Here is a 17,590-nt window from a genome sequence, read left to right on the forward strand (position 1 = left end):
GTTTAAAAATCCGGCCTTCACGCCTATGCGTTAACGGTTTTTGCCCGCAAAACCGCCACCTCCGCAATACAGTCGCAAAACCGATGTTATACCGACGTTGCAATTTTGGACCGGTTTTTCGGGAGCGCGGGACGATTCTTACGACACGGCAGCCGGGAACCACACGCGAAATTCGGTACCGTGTCCAACCACACTGTCCGCCTCGATTTCTCCGTCATAGCGCTCCACCAACTTACGGGTGATCGACAGGCCCAAGCCGGTGCCTTCGCCTTGTTTTGTTGTAAAAAACGGATCAAAAATCCGGGTCAACAGCTCCGGTGCCATGCCCACGCCTGTGTCTTTCACAAACACCAGAACACCATTTTTTCCGTCCCGATCCGCGTCCAGCGCCCCCACGGTCAGTGCCCCGCCATCCGGCATTGCATGGATCGCATTGACCATCAGGTTGATCAGGATCTGTTGCAGCTCCGTGCGGTTGATCGAGATCGCCTTAATGCTTTCAAGCTCCAGCGACAGATCAATGTGCCCCTTACTCAACAGGTGCTGCACCAAGGGCAGCGTGTCGGTGATGATGTCTGCTGGGCGATGCTCTTCGCTGCCTTCGGCATATTCATCCGGTCGCGTAAACTGCAAGAGCTTGTTCACAATCAGGAAAATCGAATGAGTCTGCTCATCAATCAGCCGTAACTCAGTCTTGATCTGATCGGCCTCATCCCCCAGCTGCACGCGCACCACATCTAAATTGCCCTGAATCACCTGCACCGGATTGTTGATCTCATGCGCAATCCCAGCCGCGATCTCGCCCACGGCGGCCAATTTCTCAGACACCACCAACTGTTTCGAGGTTGCCTCAAGCCGCCGATTGGCTTCCTCCAGATCCCGCGTCCGCGCCGCCACCCGCCGCGTAAGCTCCCGATCTCGCTCCTGAATTTGCTCCAGCAGGTTGTCCATCTGCGCCGCAACACGGCCAATTTCTCCGCCATCCTCAACCCGCGTCCGCGCGTTCAGATCACCCTCTTCCACACGCCCGATAGTGCGCACCATGCGTTCAAGAGGGGCAAAAATTTGCCGCGCCCACCGCAAGAAAATTGGGACTGAAATCAATATGATAACCACAAAGGCAATGGCAAACGTCAGGATGGTCGAGAACTTCGCATCGCGAAACGGTTGGTCCAGAAAACCAACATAAAGCATGCCAACCCGCTCACCAAAGCTGTCCAAGATCGGCTCATACGCAGAAATGTACCAGTCGTTCACTACAAACGCCCGGTCGAGCCAGATTTCACCGCGTTCCAAGACCGTTTCATAAACCGCCTCTGACACCCGCGTGCCCAATGCGCGCTCGTCCTGAAACAGACGCACATTGGTAGACACCCTGACGTCTTCAAGAAAAAGGGTCGCCGTGCCCTGGCTGCCCTCGGTCAAGCTAGCGGTTGGGTAAACAAGATCGTTGATGGTATCGATGAACGTTAGGTTGCGGTTCAACAAAACGCCACCAACCAACGCCCCGTTGCGCCCACTGCCGACCACCGGTGTGGCCGCATGCACCACCATCCCACGGGTTTCTTCAGTGCGATCGGTTGGCACCGCAGCTTGCGTCGACACCAGGTCAATTCTCGCCTTTTCTGCAATACTTTCAGACACCTGACTCAAATCAAACTTGCTGAAGATATCAATGTGTGCAGAGCCGGTACCCGCAAGGGCCTGCGACACAACTGGCCATTTGGTCAACCCCATGTCATCGGCAAACCTTGGCGAGGACCACACCGCTCCATCCGCATTTATGTAGTACAGAAAATCGAGCCCCATCTCGGACTTTTTGGTATCCAGCAGCGTCAGGACCGCATTGCGATCTTGCGACACCACGCGGTCTACAAATGCCGAGCTTTCTGCCAATGCTTGCATCCGCAAATCACTGTTCTCAAGCAGTTGACTGAGGTATTGCTGCGCAATGGTCAATTCACCATTCACCTTTGCAATCAACAAGTTGTCAAACCGGGAGGACCAGTTGAGAGCTGTGATACTGAAGAACAAAGGCAAGACCACCAGGGTCGGCAAAAGTGCAATCGCCAAAAGGCGCATGCGGACAGATGCACCACGCCGCCGAGGTCTCGACGTTGAAGAATGAGATTGAGACTTTGGCGTCTCAGTCATTCCACATCGCACATTTTCGGTCGATGGTTTTACGTGAAATCCCCAGCCGCCGCGCCGCTTCCGCCCGGTTGCCGTCACAGGCATCCAACACAGTCAAGATATGCCGCCGTTCGACTGCCGCAAGACTATCCACCGCTTCGACTTCTTCGTCAGACCCGCCAACGGCAAACTCCGACGCCCATTCACCCACAATCAGCGACCGTTCAATAAGGTTGCGCAATTCCCGCACGTTACCGGGCCAGTCATAGCGCGCCATGTTCAGCAAAACGCCTTCGGACAAGGTCAACGGCGGCACCCCAAGAGACTTGGATATCTGCTGAATGAACATCAGCGCCAACTCTTTCAAATCCCCGTTGCGCGTACGCAGCGACGGCATCTGAATGTTGAGCACATTGATCCGGTGATACAGGTCTTCGCGCAACCGCCCATCTTGTACCGCCGCTTCCATATCGGCATTGGTGGCAAACAGGAACCTCAGGTCCAGCGGCACCTCACGAGAGGACCCCACAGGGCGAATTTTGCGCTGCTCGATCACCCGGAGTAAGGCCGCCTGCACCGGCAGCGGCAATTCGACAATCTCATCAAGATAGAGCGTGCCGCCATTGGCATTCATAAACACCCCATCGTGGCGGACCGTGCGCCCACCGGCATCCTGGCGGATATGACCAAAAAGTTCGTGCTCGATCATGTCACCCGCAATAGTGGCACAATTGATTGGCACAAAAGGCTTTTCTGCACGTGGTGACATAAGGTGAATGGCCCGTGCCGCCACTTCTTTGCCTGTACCAGTGTCTCCGGTCAGCAAAACTGGCGTGGGCAAAGGTGCCGCCCGCGCCATTGTGGCCCGGATTATTTCAATCTCCGGCGAACTGCCAAGCAAACGCGCGCGCACCTGCTCATTGCCGGAGGCCAGTTCATATTTGAGCAAGTAATTTTCGCGCCGCAGATTCACCCGGTCCACACAGCGTGCCACGGCGTTGAGGATCTGGTTGGACCGGAACGGCTTGAGCACAAAATCCACGGCACCAGCACGCATTGCTTCGATGGCCGTGTCCATATCGGCAAACGCGGTTATCAGGATGGTGTCGGCAAAAAACCCCAACTTGCGCTGTTCGACCAGCCATTCCAGCCCGGTGGTGCCTGGCATGACATTGTCCAAAATCACAATATCAAAATGGTTCGCATCCAAAAGCCGGCTGGCCACCTCCGTGTTGGCTGCCTGTTCCACACGCGCGACTAACGGCTCCAGGATTTTCACAATGAAGTTGCGAATGCCCGGCTCGTCATCAACCACAAGAACCGAAGCTGCAGACAGTCCCATGCCAAATTCGGATGACGCGCGGTCTTTGTTCCGGGATTGTGTGTGTGGCCGTTCAAGTTGGTTCATTGATTAGTCCAGTCGCACCGAGGATCCTGTCCCCGCTTCTGTAGTCGAAAAGCCCAGAGAGTGCAGCCCGTAATAGGCCACAACAGAAATCCCTGCGACGGTCACACAGGCTAGCAAAAAAGTTTTCATCTCAGTCGTCCTTGATGTCGCTGTAAGTCCGCAGAAACTCGATGAGATCTGCACGATCCTCTGCGCGGGCGATGCGCTGAACTGGCATTTTTGTACCCGCAATATACACGTCTGGTCCCAAATCAAAAAGCGCATCAATGGTATGCGCGGACCAGACAATGTCTGATGTCTGTAACGTGTCAGAATAGCTGTAATCGGCCACAGCCCCTGCGCGGCGGCCAAACAAGTTTTTTAGTGTTGGCCCAGCACGACGGGCGCTGTCTCCGGTCAACGTGTGGCAAATGGAACATTTGCGTTGGAACTGTCGTTCGCCGTTGGAGGAGCTGTCGTTGCCATTCAGAAAGGCGCGGCCCTGCTGCACCATGCGCGGGACGTCGTCGGGGTCGGCCAATGGCCAACTGAACATGGCGTCGTCCAGTCCGCCTGCGTGGATATTGCTGCCATCAGCCGAAAACGCCAACGCCCAAATCGGGCCGCGGTGTGTGGCGCGGAAGTCGTTGGCGATGGACCAGCCATCCGTTTTGAGCAACAGGATGAAGCCCTCACCATCCCCAACCGCAAGGTGTTGGCCTTGCCAATCTAGGGCCATTGCCAAAATGGGGCGGCGTTCCAGCGTCACGTCTTTGATAAGCTCGGCGGTCTTAGCATCAACAACTTTGGTCGCGCCATCAACCGCGCCAAACGCCAGCCATCCCGCTGTTTCGTTGAGCACCAGCGTGTTCACGCCAAATCCATTGGACAGAAACAACTGATGCAAATTGCCAGTCGCAACCTCATAGATGCGAACCTTGCCGTCAGAGGCTCCCGCGTACAGAAACTTGCCAGCAGCGGAAAACGCCACATCATTGACATTGGACCCCACATCGATGAAGCGCGGCGCAGCCCCATTGAGCGACCAAATCCCAACAGTGCCGTCCCAACTTGCCGACGCCACCATCCGCTGATCCTCAGACACCCGCACCGACATAACTTTACCTTTGTGCCGGCCAAGCTCTTGCGACGTGCCTTCCGCCAAATCCCACAACCGCACAGCAAAATCGTCACCGCCGGAGACAGCGCGCGTGTCATCGACAAAAGCTACCGTATTGACCGCAGCCTCATGTCCGTCCAGCCACGTTGGAACGCGCCCGGTCCACAGTCCAAGCGCGTTGTCAAAACTCGCGGTCAACACCCGCTGCCCGTCCGGCGACACGGCGATCCCTTTGATGGGACCGCCATGACCTTTAAGAGTAAAAAAATCTCCGGCCAGCACAACCGCTGGCCACACAATCAGTGTCAGAAGAGACAACCAAACCCGCATAGGTCATTCCGCAGGTGTGGCTTGATCTGGCGCGGCGTCTTTGGCCTTCGCCATTTCTTCGTCATACCAGATCGAGTGGTGCTCCTTGGCCCATTGTTCATCCACCTCACCGGTTGCCATTGTCTCGATCGCGCCTTCCATGCCAACGCTGCCGAGGTAAATGTGTGCGATGATGATGCCGATAAACAAGAACGCCACAATGCCATGCCACAATTGCGACAGTTGCATCTCTTCATAGGGGCTCAAGACCTCAGGAAGCGGTGCCCCCATGATCAAGTTTGGCAGGCCGGTCATGTTGACGATCTGGAAGGTTTTGGCAAACACCGACACTTCAAATGGGAACAATAGCGCCACACCTGACAGGGAGATCGAGAAACCCAGAATGATCACAGACCAGAAAATGATCTTCTGACCGGCGTTAAATTTCTTTGCGGGCGGGTGAACACCTTTGGAAAAAAGACCACCAGCTTTGGCCATCCACTGAATGTCGCCACGGTCCGGAATGTTGTGTTTGACCCACAGGATGAACACAAGCACCAGGCTGATCATGAAGGCCCAGGAAATGTTGTTATGCACCCATTTGCCTGCTTCCGCGATGTCAGCATAAACCCCGTGCCCCATCCAAGGGATCAAGAATTTGCGTCCGGCGATCAAGTAGAGTCCTGACAGCCCAAGCAAAATGAAGCTGACTCCCATCACCCAATGACTAAACCGCTCAAAGGCGTCAAACCGGATGATCATGCGGCCCGTCTTGGGGCCATCGATCAGGATTTTCCCACGATACAAGTAAAAGGCGAGGATCGCTGCCATCATCACACCAAGGAAAATCAGGCCATATCGCAGCAGCGGCCCTTCTCGGAAGGCCAGCCACTTCATGCCGGAATCCTGAATAAGCAGGCCAGCAGTCGGACCGGGTGCAGATGTTCGGGTATCCGCGCTGCCATACCGAAGCGCGCGGAAGACTTCCGCATCGGAAGCGGCACCACGGGTGCCCAATTGACCTATTAAGGCTTCCACATTGCCTTGGCCTGTTGCCTCGCGGCGGAAGCTGTCATCAATCTTCTCCCCTCGCTGACGGGCCATAATGTCTTCCAGCGTCTGAGCACCACCAGTCGCAGCGCGATCGGGCACCTCTTCAGCGAAACCAGGCAAAGCCAACATAAAACTTAGTGCAATCCAGAGAAGCGCGCGCATCACATCCTCGATGTTTGAATAGTCAAATAGCGGCCCTTTCCCGCATGGAAAGCCACCGCATCTCGTTTGAGACAGTTGTGTTCAGTACGTTGGCGGCGCGAGAGGTCGCGCCGCCAACAATTGAAAGGTCGGCCTTAGCCGCCTTTCTGTTCGTAGGCTGTACCCCAGCCCCATGCACCGGAGCCAAAGCCGCGTGCCACAACACGCTCACGGTAGATGGCGGACACAACGTCCCCGTCACCCGCCAGCAGCGCTTTGGTGGAACACATCTCAGCACAGAGCGGCAATTTGCCTTCTGCAATCCGGTTGCGGCCGTATTTGGAGAATTCCGCGTTGGAATGGTTCTCTTCAGGGCCACCTGCACAGAAGGTACATTTGTCCATCTTGCCACGGCTGCCAAAGTTGCCAGCCTGCGGGTACTGCGGCGCGCCAAACGGACACGCGTAGAAGCAATAACCACAGCCAATACAGAGGTCTTTGGAGTGGAGGACTACACCTTCATCGGTCTGGTAGAAGCAATCCACCGGACAAACGGCCATACAAGGCGCGTCGGAACAGTGCATGCAAGCCACCGAGATCGAACGCTCACCCGGGTTGCCGTCGTTGATAGTGACAACGCGACGCCGGTTGATGCCCCAAGGCACCTCATGCTCGTTCTTACAGGCCGTGACGCAGGCGTTACATTCAATGCAGCGCTCGCTGTCGCAGAGAAACTTACTTCGTGCCATTTCTCTCTCTCCTTATGCTGCCCAGATTTTGCAGAGAGTACACTTGGTCTCCTGCATCTGGGTCACGCTGTCATAGCCATAGGTCTGCGCCGTGTTGGTGCTTTCACCCAACACATATGGATCGGCACCGGCGGGGTATTTGCTCCGCAAGTCCTCTCCTTCGAAGTGGCCACCAAAGTGGAATGGCATGAACACCACACCTTCGCCGACACGATTGGTCACCATGGCCATCACTTTGACCTTGGCGCCTTCCGCACCTTCAACCCAAACCTGCGCCCGATCCCGGACACCAAGATTGTTCGCATCACGCGGGTTGATCTCGACAAACATGTCTTGCTGCAGTTCAGCCAGCCATGGGTTGGAGCGGGTTTCTTCGCCGCCACCTTCGTATTCCACCAATCGCCCAGAGGTCAGAACCAGCGGATAGTCTTTGCTGAAGTCGTTCTTCTGGATGGAGGCATACATGGTTGGCAGACGATAGAACTTCCGGTCCTCATAGGTCGGATAGTCTTCGACCAGATCACGCCGCGCTGTATAGAGCGGTTCGCGGTGCACAGGCACCGGATCAGGGAAAGTCCACACAACGGCACGGGCCTTGGCGTTACCAAATGGCGCACACTCGTGTTTGATCGCAACCCGCTGGATACCGCCCGACAGGTCGGTTTTCCAGTTGGTCTTTGGACCAGCCACAGCGTCGATAGACGCACGCTCTTCATCCGTCAGATCGCCATCCCAACCAAGGTCCATCAGCATTTGCATGGTGAACTCTGGATAGCCGTCCTGAATTTCGGAATCGAGGCTTGCGACACCTTCAGCCAAGAGATTTTGACCATCACGTTCCACGCCAAAACGGGCGCGGAAGGTCAAGCCACCCTCAGAGACACGTTTGGACATGTCATAGAGGTTTGGCGTGCCTGGGTGGTTCATCTCAGCGGTGCCCCAGCATGGCCAAGGCAGACCATAGTAGTCACCATCTGCAGGCCCACCGTTGGCGCGCAATGTGGTGCGGTCAAAGGTGTGTTGGTTTGCCATGTGCTTCTTGAGGCGCTCTGGCGTTTGACCAGTATAGCCAATTGTCCACAAACCCTTGTTGAACTCGCGTGTTACGCTTTCAATGTTGGGTGTGTTTTCGTCTTCCATCTCGATGTTACGGAAAAAGCGATCAGCCCAGCCAAATTTGTTGGCAAACAGGCCCATGATCTCATGGTCTGGCTTGCTTTCAAACAGCGGAGCCACAACCTGATCACGCCACTGGAACGAGCGGTTGGACGCGGTCACAGACCCGCGGGTCTCAAACTGCGTACAGGCTGGCAACAGGTAAACACCATCGGTGCGGTCATGAAGTACAGCAGAAACGGTGGGATACGGGTCAACCACGACCAGCATGTCCAGCTTTTCCATCGCCGTTTTCATTTCCTTGCCGCGCGTCTGAGAGTTCGGCGCATGCCCCCAAAGCACCATGGCCCGTACTTTGTCCGGGTTGTCCATGTTGTCGGGATCTTCAAGCACACCATCGATCCAGCGTGACACAGGAATCCCGGTCAGGTTCTGAAGCGATTTCTCTTTGCCATCAGCAGCGGTGGTCTTGGCAAACTGATTGCCCAACCATTCGCCATCTTCTTCCCAAACACGTGCCCAGTGCGCCCAGGCGCCTTTGGACAGGCCGTAGTAGCCTGGCAGGGTGTGGCTCAGAACGCCAAGGTCGGTTGCACCTTGCACGTTGTCGTGGCCACGGAAGATGTTTGTGCCACCACCCGAGGTGCCCATGTTGCCAAGAGCCAGCTGCAGAATGCAGTACGCGCGGGTGTTGTTGTTGCCGGTCGAGTGCTGTGTGCCACCCATACACCAAATCACGGTGCCGGGACGGTTGTTGACCAATGTACGCGCTACACGACGCAGTTGCTCAGCAGGAGCCCCCGTCACACGTTCAACTTCTTCCGGGTTCCAATTGCGCACTTCTTCACGGATCTGGTCCATGCCCCAAACACGGGTGCGGATGAACTCTTTGTCTTCCCAACCGTTTTCGAAGATGTGCCACAAGATGCCCCAAACCAGCGCCACATCGGTACCGGGACGGAAGCGCACATACTCATCAGCATGCGCAGCCGTACGCGTGAAGCGTGGATCACACACAATCACCGGCGCGTTGTTGCGCTCTTTCGCGCGCAGCACGTGCAACAGGGAAACCGGGTGGGCTTCGGCTGGGTTGCCGCCAATGATGAAGATGGCTTTGGAGTTGTGGATGTCGTTGTAGGAGTTGGTCATGGCGCCATAGCCCCATGTGTTCGCAACACCCGCAACCGTGGTGGAGTGACAGATACGCGCCTGGTGATCCACGTTGTTGGTGCCCCAATAGGCCGCAAACTTGCGGAACAGATACGCCTGTTCGTTGTTGTGCTTGGCTGAACCCAGCCAATACACACTGTCAGGACCGCTTTCTTCGCGGATCTGGTTCATGCCGTCGCCGATCTCGTCGATCGCCTGCTCCCAGCTTATGCGCTTCCACTCACCACCCTCTTTTTTCATCGGGTACTTCAGGCGGCGTTCACCATGGGCGTGTTCACGCACCGATGCCCCTTTGGCGCAATGTGCACCAAGATTGAACGGGCTGTCCCAACCAGGCTCTTGCCCGATCCAGACACCGCTTTGAACTTCGGCCACAACCGTACAACCCACAGAACAGTGGGTACACACGGATTTGATGGTTTGAACGGCAGTGTTGGCGGCGTCTTGCGCCTGCGCCTGAGTAACAGTGCCACCAGTGGCACCAATCGCTGCCAGTCCACCAATGGCGAGACCGGATCCACGCAAAAATGTGCGGCGATCCACAGCTTTTTCAGCTGCGACAGACAGGATACTTGTCCGCTGGGGGCGTCGCGCAACCCCGTTGGTCTTTTTCCTAAGCATTCTTTCCTCCCTTGCTGCCCCGTTCGTCGAGGCTGGCTCGGTTAGTCTCAAAATCCCGACCGGTGGGCGTCACGCAACCAGTGGTCGGGGGCGGGTGTGATAACGTCCGATTAGAACCGGGCGCTGTCGAGGTATGCGCGGGTGTGCGCGGTGTCCTGCATTTCGGTGCGAGACAGATCAGCTGGCTGTGCCTGTGCCGCTTGTGGCGACAGGGCTACGACCGCAGCGGCTGCTGGGGCTGCTGCTGTTGCGAGCTTCAGAAAATCACGCCGGCTGGCACCTTTTTCCTCTGGCTTGCTCATGGCGAGCTCCTTGTTTTGTGTCGGTCGGGGTCCGACGGCTTCAAATGACGTTTACTCCGCCCCCATGCGGAACGCCTGTGTTTCAATTTCGAGGAAGGCTTTGCCCACCGTGCCCACCGGCGCGTAAAGCACCGAATTTTGCGCCGCTTCCAAATCGGAGAAGAAGTGCTCCGCCCAAGCGGCGATATGGGTGAAGAAGAAATCTTTTTGCTTTTGCAGCGGCACCGGCTCGCCAAAGCGGCCACGGATCATGCCCGCCATCATCTCCAGCAAGCTGGCGATATTGTCTTCCGGCTCATACACATTGGGCGCGCGGGTGATGCGCAACGCCGCCATATCCGCCCGCAGGCTGGCCAGCGGTTTTTCGTTCAAAAAACCGGTCAGGTAGTAAGAGGCAAACGGCATCAGCTCGCCGCGGCCAAGGCCAATGAACAGCGCGTTGAACTCGGTTTCGACCGCGGCGGCATTGGTCGCCTTGGCAACCCGCGCCAGAGTGCTGATCGCCTGTCCAAGATCGCTCTCATCGCCACCCAAGGCAGCCGCGTGCTGCAACAGGTCTTTGCTGGGCGGATTGGCCAAAAGGGCGGCCAGAAAATCGTAAAGATCCGCGCGCAGCAGATCCTCTTCGGCAACGTGGGTATCGGTGACGGCTTGGCTCATCGCTATGCCCTCTCTTCAGTCGTTTCTGATGCGGCAAAATCAAACCGCATACGGCGACGCAAAGGGGCCACAGGGAGCGCCTCCGCGTCAGGGAATGGTTCAGTAGGAGCCTCAGCTTCGGCTACCACGTCGATTGGCGCAACCTCTTCGACCTCGACCACGTCGCTCTCGTCAGAGCTCTCCACCAGCGTCGTCTCAGCTTGCGCTTCAAAGTCTTCCGGCGAAACGCGGCCTTCTGCCAAGGCTTTGGCTTCCTCTTCCTGCCGCGCCATCTCTTTCACATGCGCCAACATGCCTTTGCCGACTTGATAGGTGGTTTGAATCGCCTCAACAGCCATGGCGCTGTCGGTGAAGTCTTCGCCGTAGTCCACCAGTTCATCGATGTTGGCCAACACGGGATTGCTCAGCCAAAGCTTGCGCAACGCCCGGCGGCGAATGCGCTCCGGCACCGCCTTTTCCAAAAACACAGAAAAATCGTCGCCTTTTTCAAGCCCATCCGGATCAGGCAGATCAAGCTCAGCCAAAATTTCTGCGTCAGACTTCTCTTCCAACTCAGCATGGGTCTGCGCCAGCTCTGCCTTCTCAACGGCCACAACTTCGGCTTCAGCTTCCGCCGCAACGCCCGCCTTTCGGCGCGCCCAGAAATCCCCACCGCGGCTCAATTTGGCCTCCCGGTGCGGGGCGCACGGTACACATCCGAGATCTGGGAAATACGTGCGTCACCACGCCCATCTTCGACCAGATCAATCCGCTTCTTGTCGCGGCGACGTTTCACAAAAGTCTCTTCCTCATGGTGCTCTTCGACAAAGTCGCGCAGGAAGGCAACAAGCCCCTCCGGCATCGGCACCAGCTCAAGCAGCTCTTCGCCGCTGTCCGCATAATCCTGAAACTCAAACGCAGATGCCGTCGCCAACAGCACCTCATAAGGGCGCTCCGCATCGCCATCTTCCGCTTCGCGCATCACCACACCAATCGAAGGCACACGGGCCGTCAGGGTTGTCAAATACGCTTCGGTGTCGGTGTGCCACAATTCAAGCGGCACCGTCGCAGCGTGGAATTCCACCGCCCCATCTTCTTCGCGCATCACGCGCCAATCAGCCTGCGCAGCGCCAGGGAACACGCCAACAGCCTGCCACGCAAATTTCGCCCAACGGTTGGCCGAGGGCGTTCTGCGGATCACGATGCCCAACGGCAATGATACCGGCGCTTGGCGCATGAATTCGTATTCCTCCCGTGCCCACGCAGTCGTCAGAAAATTTTTTCGCAGGCATCTTTAACTTCCGCGCTTTCCTGAGCCTTGCCAAAGGAAAACGCAAAACCGAAGCATTTTGCGTGAAAAACTAGACATTTTGGACCACCAAATCTTACCCCAGCACCATGCATGGACAGATTGTCCACATCCCCCAAAAACCAATAGAATCACTTGGTTTTACGTTGGGTCAAATTCCAGTGATTCGGCAGAGCTCGAGGGCTTTACGCAGAAGCAGAAACATGCATTTCTGACGCAAATCTACACTCCCGTTCGGGAGTATTTTCTGGGAGGAAATCATGTCTAAGACATTGATTTTGTGTAATTGTTCTGAAAGTATGCCGTTGAATACAGAGGCCTTGGACTCTGTCGACTCCGTGCAGTGCACCAAGGTGCATACTGAACTTTGCGGGGCACAAGCACAGCGCGCAGCAGAGTTGATGCAAGCCGCTCCAGACCCGGAAAACACATGTGTTGCCTGCACGCAGGAGCAGACATTCTTCTCCGAACTGGCGGACGATTTGTCCCTGCCAGAGCCAACATTTGTCGACCTGCGCAACCGCGCGGGATGGTCTGATGAAGCTGAGGCCGCGGGGCCCAAAATGGCCGCGCTTTTGGCCGACGGGCTGCGGGAGCCCCCGGCGACCAAAACCTTCGATATCACGTCCGAAGGACTGTGCCTGATCGTTGGCCCTGAAGAGGCCGCGCTCGCGGCTGCACGCCAACTTACCGAGTTCCTGAGTGTCACCGTGTTGTTGTCCCCGGGCTCCGACGCACCGGAAGACCGCGATTTTGACGTGATCGCAGGGCAGCTCAAAAAAGCCTCCGGTGCGCTTGGCAATTTCTCTGTCGAGATCGACGCCTTGCAGCAGATCGACCCCAGCGGCCGCGGGGCCCTTACCTTTGGCGAGGCCCGCAACGGCGCCAAGACATCATGTGACATCCTGCTCGACCTGCGCGGTGAAACGCCTCTTTTCCCCGCGCCTGAAAAACGCGAAGGCTACCTTCTGACAGACCCCAAGAGCCTGCCGGCAACCCACGCTGCAATTCTCGAAGCTTCCCACTTGGTGGGCACCTTTGAGAAACCGCTCTACCTGTCGTTGGAACCCAGCATCTGTGCCCATTCGCGCGCGTCGCAAACCGGCTGTACCAAATGCTTGGATATTTGCCCAACCTCTGCCATCCGTCCCGCCGGCGACCACATCGACATTGATCCTAACATCTGCGCCGGCTGCGGCTCCTGCGCGGCGCTGTGCCCGTCCGGGGCCATCACCTATGATGACCCACCCGTCAGCGCGCTCTTTGCCCGCATCAGTGGGATGGCGGAAGCTTACCGCAACGCTGGCGGCGCGGCACCGCGCCTGCTGGTGCATGACCGCAACTTTGGCGCGGAACTGATCGCACTAGCTGCGCGTTATGATCGCGGTCTGCCTGCCAAAGTCATCCCGATGGATCTGGAGCGTGTCAGCGGCTTTGGCCACGCCGAAATGCTCGCGGCCCTTTCAAGCGGATTTGTCGGTGTCGATGTACTGGCCGCGCCGACAACAGACCGGGGAGCACTCGACAGCGAACTGCTGCTGGCCCAAGCCCTGAGCGGTGACCAAGACGCTCTGCGCATCCTAGCCCCCGAGGAGCCAAGTGCCCTGTGTGATGCACTCTACGGAGCCTCCAGCGGGCTTGAACCCACCGCACCGATCCTGCCACTTGGCAATCGCCGGCAAGTCACCCGCCTCGCGGTCAAGGCGCTGCATGGCGATCTTGACGCGCCCCTGCCTTTGCCGGAAAACGCTCCCTACGGTGCCGTGCTGGTCGACAAAGACGCCTGCACGCTCTGCCTGTCCTGTGCCTCGCTTTGTCCGGCGGGCGCCTTGGGTGACAATCCAGACAAGCCGCAACTACGCTTTCAGGAAGACGCCTGTCTGCAATGTGGCCTCTGCGCCCATGTCTGCCCGGAAAACGCCATTTCTTTGGTGCCACAGTTGAACACCTCAGACGCCGCGCTGTCTCAGCAAGTGGTGCACGAAGAAGAGCCGTTTGACTGCATCGAATGTGGCACGCCGTTTGGGGTGAAATCCACCATCGAGCGCATTGTTGAGAAGCTCGAAGGCAAACACGCGATGTTTGCCACCTCAGACGCCGCCCGCATGATCCGCATGTGTGACGATTGCCGCGTGAACGCGCAGTTCCATCAGGAAAACAACCCGTTTTCCGGCAATGAGCGCCCACAGGTGCGTACCTCTGAGGACTATTTCTCCAAGCGCCGGGATCACTGATGCACAACCGGCGCTCCCAAATTGGCCGGGGCCATGGTCGCGGTGTATGCGACGATGTTCTCCAGTTCCTCCAGCGTCAAGGTGACGGGGCTGATCGGGGACGGCCGGGTCTCGTCAAAGGGTTCGGTGACGTCGGGAATGATGGTGAACGACGGATGTGGGTTCAGCGCATAAAACGCCCAGAACCGTTCCATCCAACCATCCAGACTGCGCAGCACCGCAAAGCTTGGCGTGGAGCCAATGCCGTTCATCCGATTGACGTCGCCCACAACATGGCAGCGACCACAGGCGCTCAGCGCCAGTTCCGCCCCGCGTGCGGCATCCCCGTCGAGCTCCGCCTCAATCTCGTCCTCGACCACAACAATCGGCACCTCAAACACCGCTTGCCCGTCTCGCTTGAAACTCAACACTGTGCGTTGCCCCACATCGCCGGTCAGCCAAGCCGCCAAAGTGGCCATATGCGGATCGTCCACCCTATGCACCGTCAGGCCATAGTTGTCTCCCGCACGCGAAAACACAGCCGCCTCACCATCTTTGATCAGGCTGCCTGCCGCGTCTCCCTCGGTGACCACCGTGACACGCACTCCATGCTTCAAAGTGAACCGGGGCAGCATAAATTTCACGACTCCGGTCTCTTGCACCTCCGGCGCAACCAACAAGCTTGTGGTTTTGCCCTGCGCACGCGCAGGCCCGTCGGCCACGCAAGTTACCGACGCGACAACAACACCTATCAAAAACCGAAAAAAATCCATGACACAAACCTAGGCCTCCGCCGCGGCTTGCGTCAACATGGACACAAGTAGAATGCCCTAGGCAGAAGGAAATCCACCTATGAGCGACGATTTTAACATGAGCATGCGCAAATTTCTCAAGCAGGTTGGCGTCACCAGCCAGCAAGCCATTGAGGACGCCATGCGCTCTGCCGGAGCAGACGCAACCGACGGCAAAGAGTTCACCGCCAAAGTCGTGTTGACCGTTGACGGTCTGGACATGGAACATGTTGTCACCGGTCAAATCAAAGGGCGCACATAAATGGCTAACCGCGACGATATTTTAAACGTCCTCAAAGGCTTCACCGATTCCGCTTCCGGATCCGACCTGGTGGCCTCCGGCATGGTCCGCGCCCTGAACGTCGACGGTGGCGAAGTCCGTTTTGTGCTCGAAATTGATCCGGCCCGCGCCCAGGCGATGCAGCCGATGAAGGTTGAAATCGAAGACAAATTAAACGCGCTGGATGGCGTGGACAGCGTGTCCATCGTGATGACCGCGCATGCCGCCTCCAAGCCGCCGCCCGACCTCAAAGGCTCCCGCCCGGCAGAGCCCCAAGGCCCACAAAAGATCCCCGGCATCGACCGCATTCTTGCTGTGGCCTCCGGCAAAGGTGGCGTGGGCAAATCCACGGTATCCGCCAACCTTGCTGCTGCGCTGGCCGCCGAAGGCCGCCGCGTTGGCCTGCTCGACGCGGATGTTTATGGCCCGTCACAACCGCGCATGCTGGGTGTCTCCGGACGCCCGTCGAGCCCCGATGGCAAAACCATCCTGCCGATGCGCAACCACGGCGTGACTATGATGTCCATTGGTCTCATGACCCGCGAGGAAGAAGCCGTGGTGTGGCGTGGACCGATGCTGATGGGTGCATTGCAGCAGATGCTCAATCAGGTGCAATGGGGCGCGCTGGATGTGTTGATCGTGGACCTGCCACCGGGCACCGGCGACGTGCAGATGACCCTCGCACAAAAAGCCGAACTGACCGGCGCACTCGTGGTTTCGACCCCACAGGACATTGCGTTGCTGGATGCGCGCAAAGGCATCAACATGTTTGAAAAACTCGGCACGCCGATCGTGGGAATGGTTGAGAACATGACCACCCATATCTGCTCCAAATGTGGCAACGAAGAACACATCTTTGGCCACGGCGGTGTGGCTGCGGAAGCGGAGAAACTGGGTGTGCCGCTCTTGGCAGAAATTCCGCTGGCGCTGGACATCCGTGTCGCCGCTGATGGCGGGGCACCGATTGTGGTCTCCAAACCGGACAGCTCACAGGCGCAATCGTTCCGCACATTGGCCCGCCGCCTGATCGAGGACGGCAACGCATGAGTGAGGCCCCGCAATTCCCACCGCTTTTCGAAGGGCTCGCGTTGACTGGGTCAGCTGATCCCTTCACCAAAGCCCAAACCCAGGCGATCATGGGCTGCAATGCGGGGCTTGTGGTTTACAACCTTGCGGCAGACCAGCTGCGCGCGGCGATTGTCTTTGCGCCAGAGGTCCCCCTGACCGACGCCATGCCGGTGCTAATCAGCTGCGCCATTGGCTTCCAGAACGCCTTAGGCGCGCTGGCCCCACCAGAAGTTGCGGTGCATCTGGACTGGTCGGGTGGCATTCTGGTCAATGGCGCCCGGTGTGGTCGAATGCGCGTCGCTGCCTCCACAAAGGACGCCAAAGATGTACCGGATTGGCTAGTGGTTGGACTTGAACTGCCACTAATTCCGGCCAACGTCGACACCCCAGGCGACACGCCAGACCAGACTGCCCTCTATGAAGAAGGCTGTGTGGATGTGCGCCCCGATGAGCTACTCGGCGCATGGGTGCGGCACACGTTGGTTTGGGTCAACCGGATGGAAGAGGAAGGTCTCAAGCCACTCAACACTGAATGGCGCGGCCTCGCGCACAACCTCGGCGAAGAGATTGAATGGTCTCTTGGCGAGACGCAGGAAGCTGGCACTTTTGTCGGCACAGACGAACACTTTGGCGCACTCCTGCGCAGTGGCGAAGACACCCGCCTGCTGCCACTCAGCCGCCTATTGGAAGGAGACAGCTGATGCTTCTGGCACGTGCGATCCACTTTGATGAAAGCGACCAGCGGGTCTACTTTAACCCGGCCCGCACCGGCGAATGGGCGATCAGCGGCGGGTTTGAGTTTTCCAACTGGTCCGAGGCCGACCTGACCGGCAAAGCCCGCCAAGCTTTTGCCAATGGCTGGCTGGGTGTGGAGACCTTTGGCCGCGTCACCTTTGTCGCGGTGACCACCATCGAGGCAGCAGAGGTCGAAGCCCTCACCGATGCGCTCGCCCAGCATTTTGTAGAGGTTTACGGGGCCCCTTCGGTTGAGGCAGCCCGTCCTGTGGCAGCAGAGGAAATTGCCCATATGGCCGACCTCTGCGCCGAACATGAGGCCAACACGCTTCTGACCGTGGCCCGCGAACTCACCGACGCCGGTGTGAAAGAGCAATTCCGCAGCATCGCGCCCGCGGAAGCCGAGTTGGAGCAGTTTGCCGTGCACGTCACCCCAGACGAGTGACGTGCACCA

17 protein-coding genes are annotated in these 17,590 nt (G+C 57.7%); 5 read left to right on the forward strand and 12 right to left on the reverse strand.

What is annotated here, in order from left to right:
- Positions 1 to 138: 138 nt before the first annotated feature.
- From QOL67_RS01830 to QOL67_RS01880, 11 genes are all read right to left on the reverse strand, one after another.
- Positions 139 to 2,082: a sensor histidine kinase gene (locus tag QOL67_RS01830; RefSeq protein ID WP_283424231.1), complete on the reverse strand. Its 1,944-nt coding sequence runs from the start codon at positions 2,080 to 2,082 to the stop codon at positions 139 to 141.
- Positions 2,083 to 2,146: 64 nt separating this feature from the next.
- Positions 2,147 to 3,541 (reverse strand): sigma-54-dependent transcriptional regulator, encoded by a 1,395-nt coding sequence (locus QOL67_RS01835; RefSeq protein WP_283424232.1) that lies wholly within the window; start codon positions 3,539 to 3,541, stop codon positions 2,147 to 2,149.
- Between the two features lie 3 nt (positions 3,542 to 3,544).
- The gene (locus QOL67_RS01840; protein WP_283424233.1) at positions 3,545 to 3,670 is read right to left on the reverse strand and encodes a hypothetical protein; all 126 of its coding nucleotides are present in this window, start codon (positions 3,668 to 3,670) and stop codon (positions 3,545 to 3,547) included.
- 1 nt (position 3,671) lies between these two features.
- On the reverse strand, positions 3,672 to 4,970 hold the full coding sequence (locus QOL67_RS01845; RefSeq protein ID WP_283424234.1) for a c-type cytochrome: 1,299 nt from the start codon (positions 4,968 to 4,970) through the stop codon (positions 3,672 to 3,674).
- A gap of 3 nt (positions 4,971 to 4,973) precedes the next feature.
- On the reverse strand, positions 4,974 to 6,164 hold the full coding sequence (locus QOL67_RS01850; protein WP_283424235.1) for a formate dehydrogenase subunit gamma: 1,191 nt from the start codon (positions 6,162 to 6,164) through the stop codon (positions 4,974 to 4,976).
- A 134-nt stretch (positions 6,165 to 6,298) separates the two neighbouring features.
- Entirely contained in the window at positions 6,299 to 6,892 is a 594-nt protein-coding gene (gene fdh3B, locus QOL67_RS01855) for a formate dehydrogenase FDH3 subunit beta (RefSeq protein WP_283424236.1), read from the reverse strand.
- 12 nt (positions 6,893 to 6,904) lie between these two features.
- Positions 6,905 to 9,799 (reverse strand): formate dehydrogenase subunit alpha, encoded by a 2,895-nt coding sequence (locus QOL67_RS01860; RefSeq protein WP_283424237.1) that lies wholly within the window; start codon positions 9,797 to 9,799, stop codon positions 6,905 to 6,907.
- Between the two features lie 110 nt (positions 9,800 to 9,909).
- Positions 9,910 to 10,101: a ubiquinol-cytochrome c reductase iron-sulfur subunit N-terminal domain-containing protein gene (locus tag QOL67_RS01865; protein ID WP_283424238.1), complete on the reverse strand. Its 192-nt coding sequence runs from the start codon at positions 10,099 to 10,101 to the stop codon at positions 9,910 to 9,912.
- 51 nt (positions 10,102 to 10,152) lie between these two features.
- Positions 10,153 to 10,761: a TorD/DmsD family molecular chaperone gene (locus QOL67_RS01870; RefSeq protein ID WP_164644043.1), complete on the reverse strand. Its 609-nt coding sequence runs from the start codon at positions 10,759 to 10,761 to the stop codon at positions 10,153 to 10,155.
- A 2-nt stretch (positions 10,762 to 10,763) separates the two neighbouring features.
- The gene (locus QOL67_RS01875) at positions 10,764 to 11,423 is read right to left on the reverse strand and encodes a DUF3306 domain-containing protein (protein WP_283424239.1); all 660 of its coding nucleotides are present in this window, start codon (positions 11,421 to 11,423) and stop codon (positions 10,764 to 10,766) included.
- The gene (locus tag QOL67_RS01880) at positions 11,420 to 11,977 is read right to left on the reverse strand and encodes a DUF3305 domain-containing protein (protein WP_283424240.1); all 558 of its coding nucleotides are present in this window, start codon (positions 11,975 to 11,977) and stop codon (positions 11,420 to 11,422) included. Before QOL67_RS01880 ends, QOL67_RS01875 begins: the two co-directional genes overlap by 4 nt.
- 332 nt (positions 11,978 to 12,309) lie before the next feature.
- Here QOL67_RS01880 and QOL67_RS01885 point away from each other — a divergent pair, with 332 nt between their 5' ends.
- Positions 12,310 to 14,283, forward strand: coding sequence for a 4Fe-4S binding protein (locus QOL67_RS01885; RefSeq protein WP_283424241.1), 1,974 nt, complete (start codon positions 12,310 to 12,312; stop codon positions 14,281 to 14,283).
- Here QOL67_RS01885 and QOL67_RS01890 read toward each other — a convergent pair.
- Complete coding sequence (locus QOL67_RS01890) at positions 14,277 to 15,035, reverse strand: cytochrome c family protein (RefSeq protein ID WP_283424242.1); 759 nt, start codon at positions 15,033 to 15,035, stop codon at positions 14,277 to 14,279. The genes QOL67_RS01885 and QOL67_RS01890 overlap by 7 nt on opposite strands.
- A 79-nt stretch (positions 15,036 to 15,114) precedes the next feature.
- On the opposite strand from QOL67_RS01890, the gene QOL67_RS01895 reads away from it, so the two are divergent.
- The 4 genes from QOL67_RS01895 to QOL67_RS01910 are packed head-to-tail and all read left to right on the forward strand — an operon-like array spanning position 15,115 to position 17,581.
- Positions 15,115 to 15,315, forward strand: a complete 201-nt coding sequence (locus QOL67_RS01895) for a DUF6494 family protein (RefSeq protein ID WP_283424243.1) — start codon at positions 15,115 to 15,117, stop codon at positions 15,313 to 15,315.
- Positions 15,316 to 16,380 (forward strand): Mrp/NBP35 family ATP-binding protein, encoded by a 1,065-nt coding sequence (locus tag QOL67_RS01900; protein WP_283424244.1) that lies wholly within the window; start codon positions 15,316 to 15,318, stop codon positions 16,378 to 16,380.
- Positions 16,377 to 17,102 (forward strand): biotin/lipoate--protein ligase family protein, encoded by a 726-nt coding sequence (locus QOL67_RS01905; RefSeq protein WP_283424245.1) that lies wholly within the window; start codon positions 16,377 to 16,379, stop codon positions 17,100 to 17,102. The genes QOL67_RS01900 and QOL67_RS01905 overlap by 4 nt, the downstream gene beginning before the upstream one ends.
- A complete protein-coding gene (locus QOL67_RS01910; protein ID WP_283424246.1) occupies positions 17,102 to 17,581 on the forward strand; it encodes a DUF6505 family protein in 480 nt (159 codons plus the stop codon). The genes QOL67_RS01905 and QOL67_RS01910 overlap by 1 nt, the downstream gene beginning before the upstream one ends.
- Positions 17,582 to 17,590: the final 9 nt, after the last annotated feature.

The sequence above is a fragment of the Shimia sagamensis genome, from assembly GCF_900182745.1.
Taxonomy (GTDB): Bacteria; Pseudomonadota; Alphaproteobacteria; order Rhodobacterales; family Rhodobacteraceae; genus Shimia; species Shimia sagamensis.

Excerpts from the sequence above, each read along its gene's own strand:
- QOL67_RS01905 (WP_283424245.1), top strand. The coding sequence starts at position 16,377 with ATGAGTGAGGCCCCGCAATTCCCACCGCTTTTCGAAGGGCTCGCGTTG.
- QOL67_RS01885 (WP_283424241.1), top strand. The coding sequence starts at position 12,310 with ATGTCTAAGACATTGATTTTGTGTAATTGTTCTGAAAGTATGCCGTTG.
- QOL67_RS01895 (WP_283424243.1), top strand. The coding sequence starts at position 15,115 with ATGAGCGACGATTTTAACATGAGCATGCGCAAATTTCTCAAGCAGGTT.
- QOL67_RS01845 (WP_283424234.1), bottom strand. The coding sequence starts at position 4,970 with ATGCGGGTTTGGTTGTCTCTTCTGACACTGATTGTGTGGCCAGCGGTT.
- QOL67_RS01890 (WP_283424242.1), bottom strand. The coding sequence starts at position 15,035 with ATGGATTTTTTTCGGTTTTTGATAGGTGTTGTTGTCGCGTCGGTAACT.
- QOL67_RS01900 (WP_283424244.1), top strand. The coding sequence starts at position 15,316 with ATGGCTAACCGCGACGATATTTTAAACGTCCTCAAAGGCTTCACCGAT.
- fdh3B (WP_283424236.1), bottom strand. The coding sequence starts at position 6,892 with ATGGCACGAAGTAAGTTTCTCTGCGACAGCGAGCGCTGCATTGAATGT.
- QOL67_RS01860 (WP_283424237.1), bottom strand. The coding sequence starts at position 9,799 with ATGCTTAGGAAAAAGACCAACGGGGTTGCGCGACGCCCCCAGCGGACA.
- QOL67_RS01850 (WP_283424235.1), bottom strand. The coding sequence starts at position 6,164 with ATGCGCGCGCTTCTCTGGATTGCACTAAGTTTTATGTTGGCTTTGCCT.
- QOL67_RS01910 (WP_283424246.1), top strand. The coding sequence starts at position 17,102 with ATGCTTCTGGCACGTGCGATCCACTTTGATGAAAGCGACCAGCGGGTC.
- QOL67_RS01865 (WP_283424238.1), bottom strand. The coding sequence starts at position 10,101 with ATGAGCAAGCCAGAGGAAAAAGGTGCCAGCCGGCGTGATTTTCTGAAG.
- QOL67_RS01840 (WP_283424233.1), bottom strand. The coding sequence starts at position 3,670 with ATGAAAACTTTTTTGCTAGCCTGTGTGACCGTCGCAGGGATTTCTGTT.
- QOL67_RS01880 (WP_283424240.1), bottom strand. The coding sequence starts at position 11,977 with ATGCGCCAAGCGCCGGTATCATTGCCGTTGGGCATCGTGATCCGCAGA.
- QOL67_RS01830 (WP_283424231.1), bottom strand. The coding sequence starts at position 2,082 with ATGCGCCTTTTGGCGATTGCACTTTTGCCGACCCTGGTGGTCTTGCCT.
- QOL67_RS01870 (WP_164644043.1), bottom strand. The coding sequence starts at position 10,761 with ATGAGCCAAGCCGTCACCGATACCCACGTTGCCGAAGAGGATCTGCTG.
- QOL67_RS01835 (WP_283424232.1), bottom strand. The coding sequence starts at position 3,541 with ATGAACCAACTTGAACGGCCACACACACAATCCCGGAACAAAGACCGC.